Here is a 16,186-nt window from a genome sequence, read left to right on the forward strand (position 1 = left end):
GTCAAGGAGCGGACTGGAACGCCCGTCCGATCGCGGTCGGCTGGCTGCCGCTGCTGAACAGTCCCGTGCGGTCCCGGTCGGTGGCGGGCAGCCCGAACCACGCGTACCGCTGCAGGTAGGGCAGGCCGGCGAGCATCTCGGTCGCTGCGCTCAGGAACGCGGCCTGCTGCTGCTCGCTCGGAAACTGCGCACCGCCAGCGGCGAACCGGATCAACGCGAACTCGGTCAGCCAGATCGGCTTGCCGTACCGCCGGTGCACCGCCTCGATGTACTGCCGCAGCTGGTTCACCGCGTTGGCGGTGGTGAAGTCGCCGCCGTACCAGTGCAGGGCGATGAAGTCGACCCGCAGCCCGCGCTGGCGCGCGCCGGACATGAACCGGTCCAGCCATCCGCCAGCGTCGGCACCGCCCCACGCCACCGCCGGGCTGCCCAGAACGGCGCCGGTGGCCTCCAACTGCGGCCACAGGTCGAGCGCCTGCTCGACGTCCATGTTCGACTGCTCGGCCAGGTCCGGCTCGTTGAAGCCGAGCAGGTAAGGCCCAGCCGCCTTGGCCCGGGCCAGCTCGGTCGGGGTGACGCTGCCAGGACCCCAGATCATCGGTACGAAGGTGACGCCGGGTGAGGTCTTGATTCCGGGGTGCTGCGTACTCCAGGTGTAGTACCAGCCGGCGTTCGAGCTGGCCAGCGCCTTGCTGACCCCGGCGAAGTTCCACACCCCGACGCCCTTGCGCGCCGACGACACCGCGGTCGCCGGCCCGGCCGATGCCTGCCGGCCCGGGTCGCGGGTGCTTCCAACTGGCGCCGCCGGGTCCGGTGCGCCCGGCTGCGCCGAACCGTCCTGGCCCGTTGGCGAGCCGGAGGCAGACGGTGCAGCCGGGGCCGGCCCGAGCTGACCGGCACCGTCCGGTGTGACCACGTCGTCCGAGGATTCGCTGGTCGGCCCCGGCGCGCCAGCTGCCGGATCCTGCCCGGCGGGCTGGCCGGCGCAGCCGCCGAGCAGCAGCGCGCCGGACAGCAGGAGCGCGATGACCGACCGGAAATCCGTACGGCTGGCGGACAGTGCCATTGGCGACCTCCTCGTACCGCGACGCACCTTACGCGAGGTCGTGCCCGAACGGCACCCGTGATGCGTCAGTCGGTGACCGGCGGGGCGGTCCGGGCCGCCTCGGCCAAGGCGGCCGCCGCGCTGGCGTACGGGTTGTGGGTGTACGCGCGGGCCAGCCCACCGGGGACGGTGAAGTACTCGGCCGACAGCTTCGCCGGATCGGTGGCGATCTCGCCGCGGCCCGGCAGGTCGTCGCTGTCGTCCCAGCCCCACGGGGCGTTCGCCGAGTTCGTCGAGCAGGCCCAAGTGCCCCGCCCGCAGTCGCCGGACGCGTCTCCGGCGAAGGTGCCCAGCTGGGCGAAGAGCTGTGGGTTGTCACGTTGGGCCCACAGGCCACCCGGCTCGAACAGGTCGATCAGCCGGTAGCGTACATCCCGGTCGTTCGGGTGCTCCGGGGTCTCGGCCACTGTGGTCGACGGGTAGTAGGTCACCCCGTCGCCGACGATCCGGTACTGCGGGTGGGCCTTGAACCCGTGGCCCTTCGCCTCCTGAGCGGTCACCGGTCGCGGCAACGAGTCGTGCGGTGACGGCTGCAACTGCAGCGTCCCGTCGACCGTCTCGCGCCCCGTCGACCAGGTGCTGCCAGTCGGGACGTACGAGAAGTAGTCGCTGTGCGCGACGGTGACCGCCGCCCGCAGGATCCCGTACGTCGACCCGTCCCGCTCGACGGCGAGCAGCATCCCTTCGCCGTCGTTCTCGTGCTCGGTCTCGAAGAACGGGTGGTCCGTCCAGTCCCGGGGGTGGAAGAAGAAGTAGGTGATGAACCAGTGACTGGCCGTCTCCAGCACGCTGTAGTAGGCGTACGCGTCGAACGACACCCCGGCCCGGGCGGCGTTGTCCCAGTTGTTGCGCCCGTCGAGGTCTGCGTCGAAGTCGACCCGGGTGATGTAGTCGGAGCGTCCGCCGAGGGCGTGGCTGCCGGTGACGTCGACATCCTGGTGGTGGATGGGCGCCCAGCGGAAGGCGAGCTCGGCCCGGCTGGCCGCAGCCGCAGCCGGCGTGGCGGTCGCCGTTACCGCGAGGCCGGCGGCGGCCGGAATGAGCAGGGCTGCCGCTAGGCGACGGACGGCCCGACGGACGGGCCGGTGGACGATGCGGTCGACCTGGCTGTCGACGAGGTGACCGTGGCGGGTGTCGAGATCGGACATGTGTGCTCCCGATGCCGAGCGGCAATAGATGTCGGCAAATGTACGTGATCAACCGGACGTTGTGGGTGTCCAGTGGGCGAAGCGGGGCTTGCCGACAGCTGAAACCGCACCCGCCGCACCGGCAGTTCCCCCGCGTCAGCCGCCACGATCGCCCGCTGGAGTGCCCGCGCCCACCGGCGCTGCTCGGCAGTGGCAGCATCCGCCGGGCGACGTGCGCCGGCCTGCCGGCAGCGGCCACCACAACGGCACGTCCAGGCATTGCCCGGGATGCGTACTGTCGCCGCGTGGTCAAAGCACAACCACTGCACTGGCTGACGCGGCCGGGCAACGAACGGTGGCTGCTGCCGGCCACCGCCGCCGCGATCATCGCCGTGGTCATCGTCGCCGTACCGGACCCACCCTGCAGCGAAACGTCGCCGTGCGGCCCGGACGCGCCCGCGAACCTGCTGCTCGGGATGTTCACTGTGCTGCCGCTGCTGCACCGGATCCAGCCGGGCTTCGCCTCGGCGGTGACGGTCGGTGCCCCGGTGGCGCTGTTCGCGTACGACCTGTCCCGGCCGGACGGGGACATCGCGCTCTGGGGCTACCTGCTGCTCGTCGCTCTCGTCGCCGGCTACCTGCGGCTCGCCGCTGCCGCCGCCGGCCACGTACGGCTGCCCGGGAGCGCACGACGGCCCCGGCCGACGGGATGGCGTCGGCCGGCGCCGTCGGCGGTGTTCGTCGTCATCGTGCTGATCGGCGCTGCCGTGGCGTGCGTGGCCTTCAGCGTCGAACGTCAGGCACGGGCCGACGCGCAGCAGCGCGCCGCCCAGATCGTGTCGGCGACCGTACGGTCGCATCTCAGCTCCACCGAGATCGAGCTCGACCTGCCCGGCGACCGGCCGTCGGTCCTGGTCATGGTCTACGACGCCGATGACTTTCCGGTGGGCTCGACCACGCGGATCGCGGTCGACGATCGCGGGCTGCGCCAGCTGGTCGCCGAGCCGTACGACGCGAGCCCGTGGTTCGCGTTGGCCTCGATGCTGGCGATCGTCGGTGTCGGCCTCGGCTGGCGCGCCGTCCGCCCGGCGGAGCCGCCCGTGGGTCGCCACAGCGGTCCCGGGCGTCGGCGAGCCGATCGGGACGACGCCGACCGGGACGGCATCTGGGCCATCCTGTCGTCGCGGTCGGCCCGACACGCGTGGGGGGATCTGGGCCGCTGGGAGCCGGCCGTCTTCGCGGCGCTCATCGTCGGGGCGCTGCTCGTCGGGATCAGCCGACGCGAGGCGCTGCTCGTCGGCCTGCTCGACCTCGGCTGCTCCGACACCGGCTGCCGGCCCACGGTCCTGGCGGCGCTCGGCTGGGCGATCGTCGGAGGGCCGATGCTGGTGATGGTCACCGCCTACCTGCTGGGCGACGTCAGCCGGGTCACCGTCCGGGTGTGCGTCGCCGCGCTCACTGTCCTCACCGGCGGGCTGACCGTCATGCTCGCCGAGACCGACGGGTCGGCCGACCAGGCCGGCGTCGACGCCATCGGTCCGGGGCTGGAGTTGCTGCACCCGGGGTTCGGCGCGGCGCTGTTCGCGTTGATCCTCGGCTCGTCGTTGGCACGGTTCGGCACCGACCGGGACGGACGTCTCGCCCGGCTGCTGCGGGTCGACAGCGGCCGGCTCGGCCAGGCCGGGTTCACCTTCCTGGCCATCGCCGGCTGCCAGGTGGCGGCACTGCTTGTCGCGCTCGGCGGGGTGGCCCTGGCCGGCTGATCCGGATGGTGCTTCTGTTGCTGTGGGCTACCGGGGCGGTGCCTCGGCACCGCCCCGGTATGTGTGCCGAGGCACCGCTGTGGCCGCCGACTAACCCCAGTACGCCAGTGCCTGCCGGCCGAGGGACTGCTGGCCGGCGGTGTTGGCGTGGCAGCCGTCGGAGACCTCGTTGCTGCGTAGGTGGAAGGTCCCGACGTAGTCCACGTTCTGCGACGCGTCGTTGCCGGCCTGCCGGGCCAGGCTGTCGGTCAGCTCCGGGCCGTTGGCGCCGGCCAGGAAACAGGTCTGGCCGGGGTCGTAGAGCGGCTGCCCGGAGATGTAGATCGTTGCGCCGGGGGCCGCGTGCTGACGGGCGTTGGTGATGAGCTGGCGCACCTCGTTGTAGGTCGCCCCGGCCTGGGCGAAGATGCAGATCTGCACCCATACGGCGGTCGGCTGGCCGTACTGGGCGGCCTGCCGGTCGAACGCCTGCCACGAGCTGGAGTTGGTGTTGGTCCAGGACTGCACGACCGCGCCGCCGGTGCCGTATGGGCCCCACATGCGTTGGCCGCCGATCGCGACGTAGCCCTGCGATACGTTCTCCGCCATCGAGCAGCCGATGAAGCCCATCGAGCGGGCCGCCGGTGGCCCGCCGGTCGGGCTGACGCTGGGGCTGGGCGTCGGGCTGGCGCTCGGGCTCGGGCTGGGTGTCGGGCTGCCCGTCGGACCGACAGTGGGCGACGGCTGGGTGGTGCCGTTGCAGACGGTGCCGTTGAGCGCGAAGTTCGTAGGTGCCGGGTTGCTGCCGGTCCACGAGCCGTTGAAGCCCATGTTCGTGCTTGCGTTGGTGCCGAGGCTGCCGTTCCATGCCGCGTTGCGGGCGGTGACCTGGGATCCGCTCTGCGAAACGGTCGAGTTCCACGCCTGGGTCACCTGCTGACCCGCGCTGAACGTCCAGGTAAGGGACCAGCTGCTGAGTGGGTCGCCGATGTTGGCGATGTCGATGCTGCCGGTGAAGCCGCCGGGCCACTGTGAGCTGACGGAGTAGGTGACGCGGCAGCCGGGGGCGGCAGCTGCCGGTGCCGCCACGGCCGCGCTGACGGCGGCGGTGACCGCTATGGACATGGCGACCGCGACGAACAGGCGGACTCCTGCTCTGTGGGGGTGCGAACGCACAGCTAGCCTCCTGGGAACTCATCAATTGATGGATGCCTGTCGATGTAAGCATGTGACAGATGTGTGCCGTAGGTCAATGGCTTTGTCAAATGACGCCGGGTTGGGCGGGTGCCGGTGCGGCCGCCCAGCCGGCCCCGACCGGGCCGGCCATACAATCGCCCGATGCGAAGCGCCGTCGGCCGCCGCTGGATCAGCGAATCACGATTCAGGCATGACTGAACCGGGAGCGGACGACGCCACACCCAGTCCGTTCGGCAGCGCGTCCCGGGAGCGGTTCGTGCTCTCCCGCCGGTACGCCGCCGGCACCGGTGGGGTCCGGGGACTGCTGATCACCGTGCTCGGCGACTACGTCCGTCCGACCCGGCACGCCGCACCGACGTCGGCCTTCATCGACGTGCTCAGTCGGCTCGGCGTCGCCGAGGCCGCCTGTCGGCAGTCGCTGGTGCGGGCGGCGGCGGACGGTTGGCTGACCTCCCACCGCGATGGCAGATACACCTGGTGGCGACTCAGCCCGGCGTTCGCACGGTTCCTCGACATCGGTGCCGGCCGGATCCTCGGGTTCACCGGTGCCCAGGACGACTGGGACCGCCGCTGGCTGCTCCTGCTGGCCCGCGTTCCGGAAGGCGACCGGCCGGTGCGGCACCTGCTGCACACCAGGCTCGGCTGGCTGGGCTTCGGACGGCCCGCACCCGGGGCATGGATCAGTACGCACACCGGACGGGTCAAGGAGGTCGAGCTCCTCCTACGCGAGGCCGGTGCCTACGAGCAGGCGCAGATTTTCCTCTCCGAGCATCTCGGCGGGGGCGACCTGCCGAGTCTGGTCCGCCAGTCGTGGGACCTCGCCGGCATCGAACGGGCCTATCAGGAGTTCATCGACGAGTTCACCGACCCGCCGGCGGACGACCCGATCGTGCGGTTCACCCGGCTCGTCCACACCTGGCGTCGGCTGCCGTTGATCGACCCGGTGTTGCCGGCGGAACTGCTGCCCGCACCGTGGATCGGCGAACGCGCCGTGCGGTTGTTCCACGATCGGCACGGCAGATGGGAACCCACGGCGATCCACGAGTGGGAACGGATCAGCCAGGAAGCGTCGTAGCGTCGGACGTCGCTTGGCGGTCCGGGTCCCGGACAGTCGAGCGGCCGGGACCCGGACCGGTGCGGCGACGTCGGCCCGACGAAACAGTCGGACCGGTGCGGGTCAGACCTGGCCGAACACGGCCAGCGCCGGCAACGCCCGACCGGAGTAGTCGAACACCGCCTGGTTCTCCCAGCCGTTGCCCGACGACGGGTCATCCGGATCCCAGCCGGCACCGGATACCGCCGTCCAGGTCGGCTCCCAGTAGAAGACGCCCAGCCCGCGCCCGTTCGGCACCGCCTGCACCGCGTCGAAGACGGCCCGCAGCGCGTCGGCCTGGCCCTGCGAGCTTGCCGGATAACCGCCGGCCGAGGCGAGCGACGCGTTGAAGATGTTCGGCTCGTGGTCGTGCTGCGCCGTGGTGAACCCGTACGCGGTCTCCACCACCACGACCGGCCGCTGGTAGCGCGACGCCAGGTCGTTGAGGTTGGTGCGCAGGCTGGTGGTCGAGCCGTGCCAGTACAGGTAGTGCGACACCCCGATCACGTCGAACGGCACCCCGCGCGAGGTGGCCTGGTCGAACCACCAGCGGTGCTGACTGTTGTTGCCACCCTCGGCCAGGTGCAGCATCACCTGAGTGGAGCCGTCCACCGCCTTGACCGCCTGCGCCCCGGCGGTCAGGAACGTCGCCAGGTTGGCCCAGTTGTTGCTGCGCCCCTCCGGCCACAGCATGCCGTCGTTGATCTCGTTGCCGACCTGCACCATGTCGGCGGTGGTGCCCTGCGCCTGCAGCGCGCTCAACACGTCGTACGTGTGGCTGTAGACCGCGTCGCGCAGTTGGTTGACGCTGTAGTTCGCCCAGGCCCGTGGTTTGTACTGCTTGCCCGGGTCGGCCCAGGTGTCGGAGTAGTGGAAGTCGACCAGCAGCCGCATCCCCTGCGCCTTCGCCCGAGCGGCCATGGTCAGCACCCGGGCCTTGTTGTTGTAGCCGTCGGTCGGGTTCACCCACACCTTCAGCCGGGCGTAGTTGACGCCGGCCGAGCGCAGCAACTGCACCGCGTCGCGCTGGTTGCCGGCCGCGTCGCGGTAGACAGCACCCCGGTCCTCGTTCTTGGCCAGCGTCGAGAAGTCGGCGCCGACCATGAAACCGCCGGGTACGCCCGGATTGCCGGTAGACCCGCCGGTGAACTCCACATCGTCCACATTGATCCAGTTCCCGGCGCGGGCGTTGGAGACGAAACTGACCGTGCACTGCCCGTTGGTCACCGTCGTGGAGACCGAGATCTGCGTCCAGTTGCCGGTGGTCGGGATGGCGACCCGGGCCTCGGCGCCGCCGCAGTTGCGCAGCGCCATGAACGCCTCGTACTGCCCGCCGCCGGAGCGCACCCAGGCCCGTGCCGTGTAGGTGCCGTTGGCCAGCCCGGACAGATACTGGTACGTCTCGACCTGGTAGGCGCCCGACGCCCAGTGTGCCAGCCGGTAGTTGCCGGAGCGTCCGCCCCACTCGGTGTAGCTGGCGCTGGTGTGCCCGGACCACGAGTACTCGCCCCAGCCGGACGGGGTCTGGGTGCCGCCGGTTGCCTCGAATCCGCCGTTGGTCAACGTCGCGGCGGCGTGCGCGGCTCCGTGCGTACCGCCAGCCAGGCCGACGCCGAACGCGGCCGCGCCGGTCGCGGCCACCGTGAGCAGCGCGAGCGCCGCGCGTCCCAAGAATCCACGGGTACGGATGGTCATCGGTTGCCTCCCTTGTCACGTGCCACGACGTCGGCGAAGACCCGTAGCCCGGGCAGCGCCGTGCCTGAGTAGTCGAACAGTGCCTGGTTCTCCCAGCCGTCGCCGGAGGTCGGGTCGGCCGGGTCCCAGCCGGCGCCGTCGACCGCGGTCCAGGTCGGTTCCCAGTAGAAGACGCCCAGCCCTCGGCCGCCCGGTACGGCGGCGACCACGTTGGTGATGTCGCGCAGCGCCTCGGCCTGGCCCTGCGGGGTGGCCGGGTAGCCGCCGGCCGAGGCCAGGTCGGCGGTGAAGATATTCGTTTCGTGGTCGTGCTCGTCGAGGGTGAAGCCGTACGCGGTCTCTACCACCATGACCGGCCGGTTGTAGCGGGCGGTCAGGTCGAACAGGTTGGCCTGCAGGTAGCCCAGCGGCCCGTGCCAGTAGGTGTAGTGCGACACGGCGATGACGTCGAACGGCACCCCGTACGCGACGGCGTTGTCGAACCACCAGCGGTGCCCGCCGTTGTTGCCGCCCTCGGCCAGGTGCAACGCCACCTTGGTACGGGGTGAGGCGTCGGTGACGGCGGTCGAACCGGCGGTCAGCAACTGCGCCAGGCCCGGCCAGTTGTCCCAGCGGCCGTCCGGCCAGAGCATGCCGCCGTTGATCTCGTTGCCGACCTGCACCATCGCCGGCGGGGTGCCCTGGCGGTGCAGCGCGGCGACCACGTCGTAGGTGTGGTCGTAGACGGCCTGCCGCAGTTCGTCGAAGGCCAGCCCTTCCCAGGCGGCCGGTTTGAACTGCTTGCCCGGGTCGGCCCAGGTGTCCGAGTAGTGGAAGCCGATCAGCAACCGCATGCCCTGCGCTCGGGCCCGTTTCGCTTTGGCGAGCACGTCGGCTTTGTCGCTGAACCCGTCGGCCGGGTCGACCCACACCTTCAGCCGGGCGTAGTTGACGCCGTTGTCGGCGAGGATCCGCAGCGCGTCGCCTGGGCGGCCCCGGGCGTCGCGGTAGACGGCGCCGGACGCCTCGTTCTTGGTCAGGTGCGACACGTCGGCGCCGCCGATCGCCACCGGCAGTCCTTCGCTGCCGTCGGTACGGGTGAAGCTGACGTCGTCGACGTTGGCCCATTGGCCGGCGGCCGCGTCCGAGACGACGCTGATCGTGCAGCGGCCGGAGCCGACCCGGACGCTGAGCGCCAGCTCCGCCCACCACTCGTCGCCGGTGCGCGGCAGGTCGGCGCGCTGCGCCGGGCCGCGACCGCAGCCGGCCAGTTCGAGGTACGCCGAGCGTTGGCCGCCGCTGGAGCGCACCGCCGCGCGCAGCGTGTACGTGCCCCGGGCCAGCCCGGTCAGCTGTTGGCGGGTCTGCACCCGGTACGCCGCCGCCGACCAGTGGCTGAGCCGTTGGTCGCCGGTGCGTCCGCCGGGCTCCACGTAGGAGGCGTCGCGGTCACCGGTCTCGGTCCAGCCGACCGGGGCCGCCAGGTCGGTGGTGTCCTCGAAACCGGCGTTGACGAGTGCCGGTGCCGGGCGGCCGGCGGTGGACGCGCCCGGCGTGATGATCACTATGGCAGTCGCCAGGGCGGCCGCGGCGGCCAGGGTTCTGCGGATGCGCATGTCTGCGCCCTCCTCGACAGGGACAAGCTCTGGGAGCGCTTACGGCCGCACCGGTCCGCTGTGGAGTGGTAATGCGCCCGATGTGAGCCCGTCACAACGATGTAATGCTGGGAGCGCTCACAGAATCATCACCGCCGATCCCTGTCAAGAGGTGTCGTCACCCCCGGCGTACCACCCGCACCTGTCCGGCCGGCACCGTCACCGTCCCGGCGCAGCTCGCGCCGGTGATCAGCTCCACCCCGGTGCCCGGCAACTCCGCCCCGGTGCCCGGCGGCTCCGCTGGGAGCGGCACCCTGGCGTCGGCGGCGGAGTGGTTGATCGCGATCAGGTAGTCGGCCGCCGGCCCGGTCCGGCGGACCAGCTCCACGCCGTCGGGGACGCCGGCCGGCGGTGCGATGCCCGCGTCGGCGTACACCTGGGTCATGACCGGGGCGAGCGTGGCGGCGCCGAGGCGGGTGGAGACGTACCAGGCGGTGCCGGCGCCGTAGGAGTGCCGGGTGACCGCCGGCCCCCCGGCCGCCGGACCGTCGGTGTAGCGCAGCACCGCCTCGGCCCCGGCCAGCTCCACCGCCTCGGCCCAGACGTCACCGGTCAGACCCTCGTCGAGGGTCACGGTCTCGCCGGCGCGCAGCGGCAGGAACTCGTCCACGGTCAACCCGAGCAGGTCCCGCAACGCCCCCGGGTATGCTCCCGGGTGGACGGTGTCGGTGGCATCCACGATGCCGGAGAAGTACGACACCAGTAGGGTGCCGCCGCCCGCGACGTAGCGGCGCAGGTTCTCCGCCGCCGCCGGGGTGGTCAGGTACAGGCTCGGCACCACCACCAGGGGATAGCCGTCCAGTGCCGTCTCGGGGTGGGCGAAGTCGACGGTCAACCGGTCGCGCCACAGCCGCTCGTAACAGGCCTCGACCCGTTCCCGGAAGTCCAGGTCGACCGAGGGACGCCACTCCAGCTCCACGGCCCACCAGGACTGCCAGTCCCACAGAATCGCCGCGTCGGCGACCACCGTCGTGCCGCGCAGCTCGTCGAGGCGGGGCAGCACCTCGGTGCCGAGCGCGACCACCTCACGCCAGATCCGGGTGCCGGTGCCGCCGTGCGGCACCATCGCCGAGTGGAACTTCTCCGCCCCGAATCGGGCGGCCCGCCACTGGAAGAACAGCACCGACTCGGCGCCGCGCGCCAGGTGGGCGAGGCTGTTGCGGGCCAGCTCGCCGGGGCGTTTGGCGATGTTGCGGGGCTGCCAGTTGACCGCCGAGGTGGAGTGCTCCATCAGCAGCCACGGCCGGCCGCCGGCCACCGAACGGGTCAGGTCGGCGCACATCGCCAGCTCGATGGCGTTGTCGGCCCGCTCGGCCTGCAGGTAGTGGTCGTTGGCGACCACGTCGACCTCGTCGGCCCACCGCCAGTAGTCCAACGTCTTGCAGTTGGCCAGCATGAAGTTGGTGGTCACCGGCACCTCGGGGGTGTGCCGGCGCAGGATGTCGCGCTCGCGGCGGAAGTTGGCCAGGTGCGCGTCGGAGGAGAACCGCAGAAAGTCCAGCTGCTGGGCCGGGTTGACCGCGGTCGGCGCGGCGGTCGGTGCCTCGATCTGCGCCCAGTCGCCGTAGCGCTGCCCCCAGAAGCTGGTGCCCCACGCGGTGTTCAGCGCGGCCAGGTCGTCGCCGTAGCGCTCCCGCAGCCAGTCGCGGAACGCCTGCGTGGAACCGGCGCAGTAGCAGAGGGCGTTGGCGCCGCCGTACTCGTTGTGCACGTGCCACAGCGCCAGCGCCGGGTGGGCGGCGTACCGGGCGGCGACCGCTTCGGTGATCCGGGTCGCGGCCTGTGCGTACGCCGGTGAGCTGGGGCAGAACGACTGCCGGGCACCGCCGCCGAGCACCGTGCCGGTGCGGTCGACCAGCCGGGTGTCCGGGTGCGCGCGACGCAGCCAGGCCGGCGGTACGGCGGTCGGGGTGGCCAGGTCGACGGCGATCCCGCCGTCGTGCAGCAGGTCCAGCACCTCGTCCAGCCAGCCGAAGTCGAACTCGCCGGGGGTCGGCTCCAGCAGCGCCCAGGAGAAGATCCCGACGCTGACCAGGTTGACCCCGGCGGCGCGCATCAGTGCCACGTCCTCGGCCCAGACCTCGGCCGGCCACTGCTCGGGGTTGTAGTCCCCGCCGTACGCCAGCCGGTCCAGCCGGGGGATCGGTGGTCTCTGCACCATGTGACGCTCCGAAACTGTACGCGCTCCCAATAGACACCGGCATGATTTCACATGTCACAGCAGCGATTGCAGCCCCGATGTGGCTCTTGACACACGATTGACCGGCACCAAGACTGTGAGCGCTCACAGCTGTTTCCTCCTGATCACCATCCGATGACGGGCGAACGATGAGAGGTGGAGATGAGACGCTCACTCGGCGCGAAGACAGTGGTCACGACACTTGCCGCCGGCCTTGCCGCCAGCGTGCTCGCGGCCTGCGGGGCCGACTCCGGTGACGGCGGCCCGGTCGAGTTGACCTTCTGGTCCTGGGCCCCGAACATCGAGAAGGTCGTCGACGCATGGAACGCCGACCACCCGGACATCCAGGTCACGTTGAGCAAGCAGGCCGGCGGCGGCGACATCGTCACCAAGCTGCTCACCGCCAACCGGGCCGGCAACCCGCCGGACCTCGCCCAGGTCGAGTACCAGTCGCTGCCCACCCTGGTCAGCAACGACGTGCTCGCCGACATCGCCGAGCTGGCCGGTGACGCGCAGAGCGCGTTCGCCGACGGCGTCTGGCAGCAGGTCACCCTCGGCACCGACGCCGTCTACGCCATCCCGCAGGACGCCGGTCCGATGATGCTCTACTACCGGGCCGACCTGTTCGAGCAGTTCGGTCTGACCGTCCCGGCCACCTGGGACGAGTTCGCCCGCACCGCCCGGGACCTGCGGACGCAGACCACCGACCACTACCTGACCACGTTCTCCGCCAACGACCCCGGCTGGTTCGCCGGGCTGGCCCAGCAGGCCGGTGCCGCCTGGTGGGCGATCGACGGCGAGGCGTGGCGGGTCAGCGTCGATGACCCGGCCACCCGCCAGGTCGCCGAGTTCTGGGGTGGCCTGGTCGGCGAAGGTGTCGTCGACGACCAGCCGATGTACACCCCGGAGTGGAACCAGGCACTCAACGACGGCACCCTGCTGGCCTGGCCGAGCGCCATCTGGGGGCCGGGTGTGCTGGCCGGCAACGCCGCCGACACCGAGGGCCGGTGGGAGATGGCCCCGCTGCCACAGTGGACCGAAGGGGCCAACGTCACCGGCAACTGGGGCGGTTCGTCCACCGGTGTCACCGAGGCCTCCCCGCACCGGGAAGCCGCCGTCGAGTTCGCCACCTGGATGAACACCGACCCGGCCGCCACCGAGCTGCTGGTCCGCGAATCCGCCATCTACCCGGCCGCCCGCGACGCCCAGACCGGCCCGGCGCTGGCCGACCCGCCGGCGTTCTTCGCCAACCAGCCCGACTTCTACCCCCTCGCCCAGGAGATCGCCGACACCGCCGCCGGGTTCACCTGGGGGCCGAACGTCAACGTCACCTACCAGACGTACATGGACTCGTTCGCGGCGGCGATCACCGACGGGACGCCGTTCGTCGACGCGGTCGCCGCGATGCAGACCGCCACCGTCGATGACATGCGCGACAACGGCTTCACGATCGCCGAATGAGCGCCGAATGAGTTCAGTGACGCCATTGGCCACCCGCGCCCGCAGCGGTGCGCCGCTGGCCGCCCGTTGCGGCGGCCGCCGGGGAAGGCGTACGGCGGTGCCGTACGCCTTCCTCACCCCGGCGGTGGCGCTGTTCGTGCTGACCTTCCTGCTGCCCATCGGGTACGCCGTCCATCTGAGCCTGCACAAGGTGCAGGTCTCCGGCCTCGGGCTGGGCCGGGGCTCGCGCAGCGAGGTCTTCGCCGGCCTGGCGAACTATCGGGCCGCGCTGGCGGATCCGACGCTGCTGACCGGGGCGTTGCGGGTCCTCGGTTACGGCGCGCTGCTGGTGCCGGTGATGCTCGGCCTGGCGCTGCTGTTCGCCCTGCTGCTGGACCGCCCCCGGGTCGGCCTGCAACGCTTCAGCCGGGTCGCGATCTTCCTGCCGTACGCCGTCCCGGCGGTGATCGCCAGCCTGCTCTGGGGGTTCCTCTACCTGCCCGCGACCAGCCCGCTCAACGACATGCTCGACTGGCTCGGCGGGCCGCAGCCCGACCTGCTCGGCACCGGCACGGTCTTCTACGCGGTGGTCAACATCGCGCTCTGGGGTGGCGTCGGTTTCAACATGATCGTGCTGTTCACCGCGCTGCGGGCGATTCCGCCGGAGCTGTACGAGTCGGCCCGCATCGACGGCTGCTCGGAGCTGCAGATCGCCTGGCGGATCAAGATCCCGCTGCTCACCCCGGCGTTGGTGATGACCACTGTCTTCACCATGATCGCCACCTTGCAGGTGTTCAGCGAGCCGATGACGCTGCGCCCGCTGACCAACTCGATCTCGTCGACCTGGACCCCGCTGATGAAGATCTACCGGGACGCGTTCGCCACCGACGACCGTTACGCCGCCGCCGCGACCTCGGTGATCGTCGCCCTGGTCACGCTGGTGCTGTCGTTCGGCTTCCTGCGGCTGGTGCAGCGGCGGGCGTTCGGACCGGAGCGGTGATGGCGAGCGCCCATCCGCAACCGGCGGCGGCCGCCGGCCGCCGCCGACCACACCGGCCCCGACCGCAACTGGTGCCGACGGCCGTGCTGCTGGTCGGCGCGGTCTACTGCCTGCTGCCGGTGGCCTGGGTGCTGGTCGCCGCCACCAAGAGTGGATCGAGCCTGTTCAGTACGTTCACCTTCGCCCCTGGTGACGCGCTGTTCGCCAACATCGCTGAGCTGTCGGCGTACCGGGGTGGGCAGTTCTGGCGCTGGGTGGCCAACACCGCGCTGTACGCCGGGGTCGGCGCGGCGGCCTCGGCGGCGCTGTCCGGGCTCAGCGGCTACACGCTGGCCAAGTACGACTTTGTCGGCCGGTCGGCGACCTTCAACATGCTGCTCGCCGGGGTGCTGGTGCCCGGGGTGATCCTCGCCGTGCCGCAGTACCTGCTGTTGGCCAAGATCGGGCTGGCCGACACCTACTGGTCGGTCCTGCTGCCCAGCATCATCAGCCCGTACGGCATCTACCTGGCCCGGATCTACGCGGCGGCGGCGGTGCCGGACACGGTCATCGAGGCGGCCCGCACCGACGGCGCCGGCGAGTTCCGGATCTTCCGCAAGGTGGCGGTGCCGATGATGATCCCCGGCCTGATCACGGTGTTCCTCTTCCAGTTCGTGGCGATCTGGAACAACTTCCTGCTGCCGTTCATCATGCTCGCCGACGACGACAAGTTTCCCGTCACCCTCGGCCTGTACACCCTGCTGAACCAGGGTTCGACCACCCCGGCCCTGTACAGTCTGGTGATCACCGGATCGCTGTTGTCGATCATCCCGTTGGTGGCGCTCTTCCTCTCCCTGCAGCGGTACTGGCGGATCGACCTGCTGTCCGGATCGATCAAGGCCTAAGGAAGACAATGTGACCGTGGCCGGAACCGAGCGTAACCGGGCCCGCCCCGAGCGGGCCCGCCCCACCATGGACGACGTCGCCGCGGTCGCCGGGGTGTCCCGGGGCACCGTGTCACGGTGGCTCAACGGCGGGCACAACGTCAGCGGCCCGGCCGCCGAGGCCGTCGAGCGGGCCATTCGCAAGACCGGGTACGTGGTCAACCAGCACGCCCGCAGCCTGGTCACCCAGCGGTCCGACTCGGTGGCGTTCATCCTGTCCGAGCCGCAGGACCGGCTCTTCGAGGACCCGAACTTCAACGCCCTGCTGCGCGGCTGCACCCAGGCGCTGGCCGAGCGGGACATCACCCTGCTGCTGACCATCGCCGGCACCTCCGAGGACCGCAAACGGGTCGGCCGCTACGTCACCGCCGGCCACGTCGACGGCGCGCTACTGGTCTCCACCCACGCCGGCAGCCCGCTGATCGACGAGCTGAAGGGGCGCGGGCTGCCGTTCGTGGTCTGCGGCAAACCGCTCGGTCACGAACGCGACGTCAGCTACGTCGCCGCCGACGACCGCGACGGCGCCCGGCAGATGGTCTCCTATCTGCGCTCCCGGGGACACCGGACGATCGCCACCATCACCGGCCCGCTGGACACCCCGGGTGGGGTCGAGCGCCTCGCCGGCTACCACGACGTGCTCGGTGACACCGAGCCTCGGCTGGTGGTCACCGGCGACTACACCCGGGCCGGGGGAGAGGCGGCGATGGAGCAGCTGCTGCGCCAGGCCCCCGACCTCGACGCCGTCTTCGTCAGCTCCGACCTGATGGCCGCCGGGGCGATCGCCGCGCTGCACCGGGCCGGCCGCCGGGTGCCGCAGGACGTCGCCGTCGGCGGCTTCGACGACTCCGAGGTGGCCACCGCGTCGCTGCCACCGTTGACCACCATCCGCCAGCCGCTGGGGCGGATCAGCGCCGAAATGGTCCGGCTGCTGCTCGGCCACCTGGCCGGCGACTCACACGCCGCAGTGATTCTGCCGACCGAACTGGTGGTGCGCGGCAGCGCCTGACCATCGGTGCCCGGATCGGGTCTGCCGGGCGGCATCGCATCTGGC

General features: G+C 71.2%; 12 protein-coding genes. 6 read left to right on the forward strand and 6 right to left on the reverse strand.

The window, feature by feature from the left end:
* Position 1 precedes the first annotated feature (1 nt).
* Together O7629_RS05435 and O7629_RS05440 are read right to left on the reverse strand one after the other, a co-directional pair.
* Positions 2–1,066, reverse strand: coding sequence for a glycosyl hydrolase (locus O7629_RS05435; RefSeq protein ID WP_278167859.1), 1,065 nt, complete (start codon positions 1,064–1,066; stop codon positions 2–4).
* A 65-nt stretch (positions 1,067–1,131) separates the two neighbouring features.
* On the reverse strand, positions 1,132–2,253 hold the full coding sequence (locus O7629_RS05440; RefSeq protein ID WP_278167861.1) for a hypothetical protein: 1,122 nt from the start codon (positions 2,251–2,253) through the stop codon (positions 1,132–1,134).
* Between the two features lie 284 nt (positions 2,254–2,537).
* Here O7629_RS05440 and O7629_RS05445 point away from each other — a divergent pair, with 284 nt between their 5' ends.
* On the forward strand, positions 2,538–3,995 hold the full coding sequence (locus tag O7629_RS05445) for a hypothetical protein (RefSeq protein WP_278167862.1): 1,458 nt from the start codon (positions 2,538–2,540) through the stop codon (positions 3,993–3,995).
* Between the two features lie 90 nt (positions 3,996–4,085).
* Here O7629_RS05445 and O7629_RS05450 read toward each other — a convergent pair whose 3' ends face one another.
* A complete protein-coding gene (locus tag O7629_RS05450) occupies positions 4,086–5,150 on the reverse strand; it encodes a cellulose-binding domain-containing protein (protein ID WP_278167863.1) in 1,065 nt (354 codons plus the stop codon).
* Between the two features lie 211 nt (positions 5,151–5,361).
* On the opposite strand from O7629_RS05450, the gene O7629_RS05455 reads away from it, so the two are divergent.
* Positions 5,362–6,246, forward strand: coding sequence for a PaaX family transcriptional regulator C-terminal domain-containing protein (locus tag O7629_RS05455; RefSeq protein ID WP_278167864.1), 885 nt, complete (start codon positions 5,362–5,364; stop codon positions 6,244–6,246).
* A gap of 102 nt (positions 6,247–6,348) precedes the next feature.
* Here O7629_RS05455 and O7629_RS05460 read toward each other — a convergent pair whose 3' ends face one another.
* From O7629_RS05460 to O7629_RS05470, 3 genes are all read right to left on the reverse strand, one after another.
* On the reverse strand, positions 6,349–7,959 hold the full coding sequence (locus O7629_RS05460; RefSeq protein ID WP_278167865.1) for an arabinogalactan endo-1,4-beta-galactosidase: 1,611 nt from the start codon (positions 7,957–7,959) through the stop codon (positions 6,349–6,351).
* On the reverse strand, positions 7,956–9,554 hold the full coding sequence (locus tag O7629_RS05465) for an arabinogalactan endo-1,4-beta-galactosidase (RefSeq protein WP_278167866.1): 1,599 nt from the start codon (positions 9,552–9,554) through the stop codon (positions 7,956–7,958). The genes O7629_RS05460 and O7629_RS05465 overlap by 4 nt, the downstream gene beginning before the upstream one ends.
* A gap of 157 nt (positions 9,555–9,711) precedes the next feature.
* Entirely contained in the window at positions 9,712–11,754 is a 2,043-nt protein-coding gene (locus tag O7629_RS05470; protein ID WP_278167867.1) for a beta-galactosidase, read from the reverse strand.
* 180 nt (positions 11,755–11,934) lie between these two features.
* Between O7629_RS05470 and O7629_RS05475 the strand changes: the two genes are divergently transcribed.
* The 4 genes from O7629_RS05475 to O7629_RS05490 are packed head-to-tail and all read left to right on the forward strand — an operon-like array spanning position 11,935 to position 16,141.
* Positions 11,935–13,233, forward strand: a complete 1,299-nt coding sequence (locus O7629_RS05475; RefSeq protein ID WP_278167868.1) for an extracellular solute-binding protein — start codon at positions 11,935–11,937, stop codon at positions 13,231–13,233.
* A 7-nt stretch (positions 13,234–13,240) separates the two neighbouring features.
* Positions 13,241–14,212, forward strand: coding sequence for a sugar ABC transporter permease (locus O7629_RS05480; protein ID WP_278167869.1), 972 nt, complete (start codon positions 13,241–13,243; stop codon positions 14,210–14,212).
* Complete coding sequence (locus O7629_RS05485) at positions 14,212–15,096, forward strand: carbohydrate ABC transporter permease (protein WP_278167871.1); 885 nt, start codon at positions 14,212–14,214, stop codon at positions 15,094–15,096. The genes O7629_RS05480 and O7629_RS05485 overlap by 1 nt, the downstream gene beginning before the upstream one ends.
* 16 nt (positions 15,097–15,112) lie before the next feature.
* A complete protein-coding gene (locus O7629_RS05490; RefSeq protein ID WP_278167873.1) occupies positions 15,113–16,141 on the forward strand; it encodes a LacI family DNA-binding transcriptional regulator in 1,029 nt (342 codons plus the stop codon).
* Positions 16,142–16,186 lie beyond the last annotated feature (45 nt).

Origin of the sequence: Solwaraspora sp. WMMD792 (assembly GCF_029626105.1) — a bacterium.
GTDB lineage: Bacteria > Actinomycetota > Actinomycetes > Mycobacteriales > Micromonosporaceae > Micromonospora_E.